This window comes from Teichococcus deserti, from assembly GCF_001982615.1.
Taxonomy (GTDB): domain Bacteria; phylum Pseudomonadota; class Alphaproteobacteria; order Acetobacterales; family Acetobacteraceae; genus Pseudoroseomonas; species Pseudoroseomonas deserti.
Genome location: NZ_MLCO01000185.1, coordinates 1 through 7,553, shown reverse-complemented (window position 1 = coordinate 7,553; position 7,553 = coordinate 1). Strand labels below are relative to the sequence as shown.

Annotated in this window: 8 protein-coding genes; 2 read left to right on the top strand and 6 right to left on the bottom strand. The window is 71.6% G+C overall.

Features of this window, described 5'->3' with window-relative positions:
• Positions 1-496: helix-turn-helix transcriptional regulator (locus BKE38_RS18275; protein WP_076958703.1), on the top strand; the 496-nt coding region annotated here is incomplete at its 5' end.
• Positions 497-557: 61 nt separating this feature from the next.
• Here the strand turns inward: BKE38_RS18275 and BKE38_RS18270 are convergent.
• From BKE38_RS18270 to BKE38_RS18245, 6 genes are all read right to left on the bottom strand, one after another.
• Positions 558-2,156, bottom strand: coding sequence for an MFS transporter (locus tag BKE38_RS18270; RefSeq protein ID WP_076958702.1), 1,599 nt, complete (start codon positions 2,154-2,156; stop codon positions 558-560).
• Positions 2,157-2,172: 16 nt separating this feature from the next.
• Complete coding sequence (locus tag BKE38_RS18265) at positions 2,173-3,489, bottom strand: alginate export family protein (protein ID WP_076958701.1); 1,317 nt, start codon at positions 3,487-3,489, stop codon at positions 2,173-2,175.
• Positions 3,486-3,878, bottom strand: a complete 393-nt coding sequence (locus BKE38_RS18260) for a DoxX family protein (protein ID WP_076958700.1) — start codon at positions 3,876-3,878, stop codon at positions 3,486-3,488. Before BKE38_RS18260 ends, BKE38_RS18265 begins: the two co-directional genes overlap by 4 nt.
• A 2-nt stretch (positions 3,879-3,880) precedes the next feature.
• Positions 3,881-5,758 carry an amidohydrolase gene (locus BKE38_RS18255; RefSeq protein WP_076958699.1) on the bottom strand — a complete coding sequence of 626 codons (1,878 nt, stop codon included), beginning with the start codon at positions 5,756-5,758 and terminating at the stop codon, positions 3,881-3,883.
• Positions 5,759-5,847: 89 nt separating this feature from the next.
• The gene (locus BKE38_RS18250; RefSeq protein ID WP_076958704.1) at positions 5,848-6,108 is read right to left on the bottom strand and encodes a XapX domain-containing protein; all 261 of its coding nucleotides are present in this window, start codon (positions 6,106-6,108) and stop codon (positions 5,848-5,850) included.
• 31 nt (positions 6,109-6,139) lie between these two features.
• Positions 6,140-6,793: a hydrolase gene (locus BKE38_RS18245; protein WP_076958698.1), complete on the bottom strand. Its 654-nt coding sequence runs from the start codon at positions 6,791-6,793 to the stop codon at positions 6,140-6,142.
• A gap of 184 nt (positions 6,794-6,977) precedes the next feature.
• On the opposite strand from BKE38_RS18245, the gene BKE38_RS18240 reads away from it, so the two are divergent.
• Positions 6,978-7,553: hypothetical protein (locus BKE38_RS18240; protein ID WP_131829638.1), on the top strand; the 576-nt coding region annotated here is incomplete at its 3' end.

Here is a 7,553-nt window from a genome sequence, read left to right as displayed (position 1 = left end):
CGCCCCCGCCGTCTCGGCCAGCCTGTCGCGGCTGCTGCAGGATGCGCGGGCGCTGCTCGGCCGCGACCAGCATGCGGCGGGGCTGATCCTCGAGCGCGCCACCCGCCTGCTGGAGCCGGCGCCGAAGCCGCCGGCGCCCGCCATCGTCGCCCCCGGCGGCCTGGCCGGCTGGCAGGTGGCGCGGCTGACCCGGCATGTCGAGGCGGGGCTGGGCGGCCCGATCCTGCAGAAGGAGCTGGCCGCCGTCGCCCGGCTGAGCACCGGGCACTTCGCCCGCAGCTTCAAGCAGAGCTTCGGCATCACCGCCCATGCCTATGTCATGCAGCAGCGCATGGCCCGCGCCAAGCGGCTGATGCTGGAGACCGAGGCGCCGCTCTGCCAGATTGCCTTGCTGTGCGGCATGGCCGACCAGCCGCATTTCTCCCGCGTCTTCCGCCGGCTGGAGGGCAGCACGCCGATGGCCTGGCGCCGGCTGCAGCGCGCCGCCCGCGGCTGAGGCGCCGGCAGGCGGCCATGCGGAAGGGGGCGGACCCGGCGGTCCGCCCCCTTTTCGCTGGTCACCCGCTGGACAGTCCCGGCTGCAGCGGCAGCAGGTGGCGCACCAGCGGCGGGGTGTCGCCGCTGTGGAAGCGCAGCACCTCCTTCTGCAGATCGGCATCGGCCTGCGAGACGCGGTGGTGCTGGCGCAGATGCTCGGCCCAGCTTTCCACCAGGAACCATTCCAGCACGCGCGCCGGCTCGGCCACGTCCTCATGCACGCCCCAGGCGAAGGCGCCGTCGCGGCGGCGCTCATCCGCCAGCCGGTGCAACGCGCGGTGGAAGCCGGCGCGGTCCTCGGGCCTGATGCGGTACTCGATCTGGATCAGCACCGGGCCGCGGTCATGCGCGACCGGATCGGCCAGCAGCGGCTCCGGCCAGTGGCGGGCGGCGACCAGGTCGCTCTCGCCGGCGGGCAGGCGCAGCCGGTGCATGACCAGCGCCGCCGCGACCAGCAGCAGCGCCGCGGCCACCAGCGTGCCGGCGATCCCCAGAAACTCGGCGACGGCGCCCCAGCCGAGGCTGCCGGCGGTCATCGCGCCGTTGAAGACGGTCAGATACACCGCCAGCGCCCGGCCGCGCACCCAGTTGGGCAGGATCGCCTGGGCCACGCCGTTCAGCGTCGTCAGCGCCAGGATCCAGGCGCCGCCCAGCAGCAGCAGCACCAGCGGCGCCACCCAGCGCGGCGGCGCCGCCGCCAGCAGCAGCATGACGGCCGCGGTGATGCCGGCCGCCGCCAGCATCAGCCCGTCGCCGTCGAGGCGCGCGCGCAGCCGCGGCATGACCAGGGCGCCGGCGATGGCCCCTGCCCCCACCGCGCCGAGCAGCAGCCCGTAATAGCCGGCGTCACCCCCCAGCAGCTGGCGCGCCACCAGCGGCAGCAGCGCCCAGACCGCGCTGGCGCAGCCGAAGAAGACGGCGGCGCGGGCCAGCACGACATGCAGCTCGCGGCTGGCGCGGGCATAGCGCAGCCCGGCGCGGAAGGCGCCGCCGAAGCGCTCGGCCAGCGGGTCGGCCTCCTGCTTCGGGCGCTTCCACCAGAGCAGCGCGCCGATGACGACGACATAGGAGGCGACATCGACGCCATAGGTCAGCGAGGCGCCGAAGGCAGCCAGCAGCAGCCCGCCCGCCGCCGGGCCGATGGCCCGCGCCACGTTGATGCCGAGCGAGTTCAGCGCGACGGCGCTCTTCACCTCCTTCGGCCCCACCAGATCGGGGACGATGGCCTGCCAGGTCGGCGCCATCAGCGCGGCGCCGACGCCGCCCAGGAAGGTCAGCGCCACCAGCGCCGAGACGCTGATGGCGCCCGAGGCCGAGAGCAGCATCAGCGTCACGCTGACGCTGGCCAGCAGCAGCTGCACCGCGATCAGGAAGCGGCGGCGGTCGAGGATGTCGGAGAGCACGCCGGCCGGGATGGCCAGAAGGAAGACCGGGAGCGTCGCGGCGGCCTGGATCAGCGACACGGCGGCCGGGCCGGCGGCGAGCTCGGTCACCAGCCAGCCGCTGGCGACGTCGCGCATGAAGCTGCCGATATTGCCGGTGATGGTGGCGATCCACAGCACCAGGAAGGCGGTCTGGCGCAGCGGCGCGAAGGAGGAAGCGGGGCGGGCCTCGGGCATGGCCGGGTCCTTTCGGTCAGAACGTCAGAGAGAGGGCGGCGGCCAGGAAGTCGACGTCGCGCCCGCCGGCCTCGGCCAGCGCCGGGCCGACATCGAAATGCACGTACCAGGCGCGGAACTCGGCATGGCTGTTGATCTTCCAGCGTGCGGACACCTGGAATTGCTGGCCGATGCCGCGGCTGCCGCCGGCGGTGCCGGGCAGCGGGCCGAAGGGGACGGGGCGGTAGACGGCGTCTTCCCGCTGCTGCCGCCAGAGGATGTCCCAGCCGAATTCCAGCGTGACATCGGGCAGCGGCGTCAGGCGCAGGCTGGGATAGAGGTCGACCAGATTGGCCGGCGCCACCAGCCCGGCCTCGGTGAAATAGGGCACCTTGGGGTAGAGGGCGTTGAAGGTCTCGAGCCTGCCGTCGCGCGGATTGCCGTCGCCGCTGGCGATATCGGCCTTCAGCCCGAGCCGCGGCGCCCAGGGCAGGTTTCCTGCCGTGACGCCGAGATCGGCCGAAGCGGTCCAGGCACGGATGTCCTGCGCGCCGAAGCTGCCGGTCTGGCCGGCGAGCTCGACATCGTGGTCGAAGGCGCCCCGGCGGCCGAACAGGCGGGTACCGAAGGTCTGGCGCTGCTCGAAGGCGGTGCCGGCGGTGAAGCGGGCGCCCTCGCGCTCATAGCCCAGCGCATAGAGATCGGCCGACAGCCCGGTCGCCAGCGGGATCGTGGCATAGCCGCCGAAGAAGGCCTCGCCGCGGTTGCTGCTGTCGTCGAAGGAGCCGCCCAGCGGCTGCACCGGGCGCGTGGCGAAAAGGTCGAGCTTCGCCCCCTGCGGCCCGGCCAGCATCAGCCGCCCGCCATCGAAGGCGCGGCGCAGATTGGGGCCGTCGCGCTCGGAGACCAGCCGGCCGGAGCCGAAATTCATCTCCTGCCGCCCGCCGCGCAGGGTCAGGCGCCAGCCGGCGTCGAGGTCGATGCCGGCGTCCAGATAGGCCTGGACGATGTCGCCGCGGTTTTCCTGGGTGGCGCTCAGGCTGCCGCCGCGATTGTCGAAGGCGTCGAAGCGGCCGAGCTGCAAGAAGGCGCGGACGTTTTTCGACAGCGTCAGGTCGGCCTGCAGCAACAGGCGCTGCAGCAGAGAGTGGTTGCTGCCCGGGGCGCCCGGCGCGCGGCCGATGGAAAAGCCCGGATTGCTGAAGCTCTCGAAGCGTTCCCGCAGCTGCCCGCCAAGGGAGAGGCGCACATCGCCACCCAGCGGGATGTCTTTTAAAGCCTCAAACGGATCTGCGGCGGCCAGCGGCGCGGCGAGAAGCAGCAGCGCCGTGGTGGCGGTGACGAGAAGCTTCACGACCGGCGCGCCAGCAGGCCACGGTCATGCAGGGCCACCAACAAGAAAGCGCCGGCCAGGCCGAGGTGTTCGTAGAAAGCATTGGCGGCCATGAAGCGCGGCTGGCCGGGCGGCATCTCCCAATAGCGCAGCGCGATAAAGGTCGCCGCCAGGGTGAAGCCGCCCAGCGCCAGCGCCCCCAGCCAGCGCAGCCGGCCGGTGAGGATCAGCGCGCTGGCGCCGAGCTCAAGCAGGATGGTGCCGGCGGTGACCAGCGCGGGGAAAGGCAGCCCGAAATGGGCTGCCTCCGCGATGCCGCCGCCGAAATCCAGCAGCTTGTTCAGCCCGCCTTGCAGATAGGCGGCGCAGAGGCCCAGCAGGCCGAGCCAGGCCAGGAGACGCGGCCCCATGCTCAGAAGGCCCAGCAGGAGCAGCCGAGCGCGCCCCAGAAGGCATTGTCCGCCGGCACGCTGCTGGCCCAGGCCTGGGCGTGGCCATGGCCATGCACGTTGCAGGCGCTGTCGCAGCAGCGGGACTGCGCCAGGAACTGCGTCGCCCCCTTCTGCGCCGCGCGCTGCTGGTAGCCGCCGAAATGGTTGACCGGCGACCAGTCCGGCATGGCCGGCGGCAGCGGCGGCGACAGCCTGGCGAAGTCGCCGGCGCCATGGACGATCTTGCCGCCGACGATGGTCAGGTCGGCGGTGATGTCCTGGATCTCGTCGCCGGGGATCGAGAACAGGTCGCGGTCCAGGACGGCGACATCCGCCATCTGGCCGACAACGATCTGCCCCTTCTGGCCTTCCATATTGGCGAACCAGGTGACCTTCTCGGTCAGCATGCGCAGCGCCGTCTCGCGGTCGAGCGTGTTGTGCTCGGGCGTGATGCGCAGGCCGCCGACGGTGCGGCCCGTCGCCAGCCAGTAGAGCACCACCCAGGGGTTGTAGGAGGCGACGCGCGTCGCATCCGTGCCCGCCGAGACCTTGACGCCCATTTCCAACATCTTGGCCACCGGCGGCGTGGCTTCGGCCGCGCGGGCGCCGTAGCGCTCGACGAAATACTCGCCCTGATAGGCCATGCGGTGCTGCACGGCGACGCCGCCGCCGAGCCGCGCGATGCGCTCGAGGGACTTCTCGGTCACCGTCTCGGCGTGGTCGAAGATCCAGTGCAGATCGCCGATCGGCATCTCGGCATTGACCTTCTCGAAGACGTCCAGCGCCCGGCTGATCGTCTGGTCATAGGTCGCGTGCAGCCGCCAGGGCCAGCGGTTCTGCACCAGCACGCGGGCGACCTGCTCCAGGTCCTCCTCCATGCTGGCGGGCATGTCCGGGCGCTCGACTCGGAAATCCTCGAAATCGGCGGCGGAATAGACCAGCATCTCGCCGGCGCCGTTCAGCCGGAAATAGTCGTCGCCCTGCTGGTACTTGTTCTCCGAGGTCCAGCGGAGGAAATCTTCCTTCTCCTGCTTGGGCTTCTGGGTGAACAGGTTGTAGGCGATGCGCACCGTCAGCTCGCCGTCATCGGCCAGCTTGCGGATGACGTCGTAATCGTCGGGGAAGTTCTGGTTGCCGCCGCCGGCATCGATGGCGCTGGTGACGCCCAGCCGGTTGAGGTCGCGCAGGAAATGCCGCGTCGAGTTCAGCTGGTAGTCGAAGGGCAGCTTCGGCCCGCGCGCCAGGGTGGCGTAGAGGATGGTCGCGTTCGGCTTGGCCAGCAGCAGCCCGGTCGGCGTGCCGTCGGGGCCGCGCTGGATCTCGCCGCCCGGCGGGTTGGGGGTGTCCTTGTCGTAGCCGGCGGCGCGAAGGGCGGCGGCATTCAGCAGCGCGCGGTCATAGAGGTGCAGGATGAAGACCGGCGTCTCGGGGGCGACCGCGTTGATCTCGTCCAGCGTCGGCAGGCGCTTCTCGACGAACTGGTGCTCGGTGAAGCCGCCGACGATGCGCACCCATTGCGGGGGCGGCGTGATCGCCACCTGGCGCTTCAGCATGGCCATGGCGTCGGCGAGGGAACGGACCCCGTCCCAGCGCAGCTCCATGTTGAAGTTCAGCCCGCCGCGGATGACATGCAGGTGGTTGTCGAACAGGCCTGGCACCAGGCGGCGGCCGCCCAGGTCGATCACCTGCGTCGCCGGCCCGGCGCTGGCCATGATCTCCTTCAAGTCGCCGACGGCGGAAAAGCGGCCCGCCGTGATGGCGACCGCCTCGGGGGCCGGGTTGCTGCGGTCCAGCGTGGTGATCCGGGCATTGCGCAGGATCATGTCGGGCGCGGCGGCGGCGCCCCGGTTCTCGGCCATGGCGCTCTTCCCCCTGGCGGTTGCGAGGCCGAGGGCCAGAAGGCCCCCGGCGGTGCCCTGCATCGCCGCGCGGCGGCCGGGCATGGGCGTCAGGCCTTGTCGCGCGGCGCGGACGCCACGCCGGGCAAATGGCCGAAGATGTGCTGGCGGCAGTCGGCCTTCAGGACGGACAGGCGGATGCCCTGCCCTTCCATCAGGTGGCGGGCGACCGGGATCACCTGCTCCCCCACCAGGATGCCGAGCAGCCCGACCAGCGCCACCACCGGCGGCGCCGGCGAACGCACGCCGAGCAGGCTGTAGACGATGCCGACCAGGAGGCCGGCACCGAGCGCCATCGCGTAGATCTTCATGCCGATCTCCATGGCGGGCTGCGCGAAGGCCTCAGCCCTCGTGCGCGTTGAACATCGTCTTGGCGTAGATGATGCCGAGGCCGTAGGCGCCGCCGAGCTTCTTGGCGATGCCGGTGGTCATCTCGTAGGTCTCGGTGCGGGCCCAGTCGCGCTGCATCTCGAGCAGGTACTGCAGCGACGTGATCGGCTGCGCGCCGGCCTGGATCATCCGCTGCATGGCGCGCTCATGCGCCTCGTCGGAGATGTCGCCGCAGGCATCGGCGATGACATAGACCTCGAAGCCCTGGTCCAGCGCCGACAGCGCCGGGCCGACGATGCAGACCGAGGTCCACAGGCCCGACAGCACGATGCGCTTCTTGCCGATGCGGTTGATCTCGGCGATCACCGCGGCGTCTTCCCAGGTGTTCATCGAGGTGCGGTCGAGCAGCGCCTGGCCCGGGAAGGCCGCGGTGATCTCCTCAAACATCGGGCCCGAGAAGGACTTCTCGGCGACCGTCGTCAGGATGGTCGAGGCGCCGAAGCCGGCGGCGGCATGGGCGACGAGGGCGGCGTTGGTGCGCAGGTTCGCCGCGTCAATCGACTTGGTGGCGAAGGACATCTGCGACTGGAAGTCGATCATGATCAGCGTGTGATCGGTGGGCGTCAGCAGCTTGGCGCCCGGGGTGGGGGTGGCGGTCGGGGTCATGGCGATGGCTCCGTGGCGAGGGGCCGCAGGCCGGCCCCCCCTTCTGCGCCGGACCCTAGCCGGGGGGAGGCGGCGGGGATTGGCGGATGCGGGCGTTTTTGTCCGAGGCAGACATGGCGGCCGGAAACGGCCATGGTGTAGCTTCTGCTTTGCCCTGCTGCGGCGCAGCGCCTATAGGCAGCGGATGCTGGGCACGGGAAGGATTCGCGCGGCTGCGGCCTCGCTTCTGGCGCTGGCGGCGCTGGCCGCCTGCCGCGAGGAGCCGGTCGACCCGCTGCTGGCGACGCCGCTGGCCGAGTGGCGCCGGCTGCAGCTGCCCAGCCAGCTGCTGAAGCCAGGCCAGGGCGCCACGCTGCGCCTGCCGCAGAGCAGCGCCATCAGCTGCATCGCCCCCTCCGCGGCCAATGCTTTCGCCGGCTGCAGCTTCCTGCTGTTCGAGGCCGATGGCCGGCTGGTCCCGGCCGAGGCCAATGCCGCCGCGCCTTCGGCCCGCCCGCTGCTGCGGGTCAGCATGGTCTTCGAGCCAGAGGCCTATGCGGCGCAGCGGCGCATGACCCGGGCCGATCCGGCGCGCTGGCCGGCGACCGCCCCGCCGCTGCCGCAGCCGCCGGTGCGCCAGGCGCTGGAGGGCGAGAAGGACGGCCGGCCCTTTGCGCTTGGCTGCTGGGCGCGGCCGGCGCATGAGGCGCTGGGCGACTATGCCTGCCGGCTGGCGATCGGCCAGGCGGGCCCCGCCGCCACCCCTGATTCATATACACAT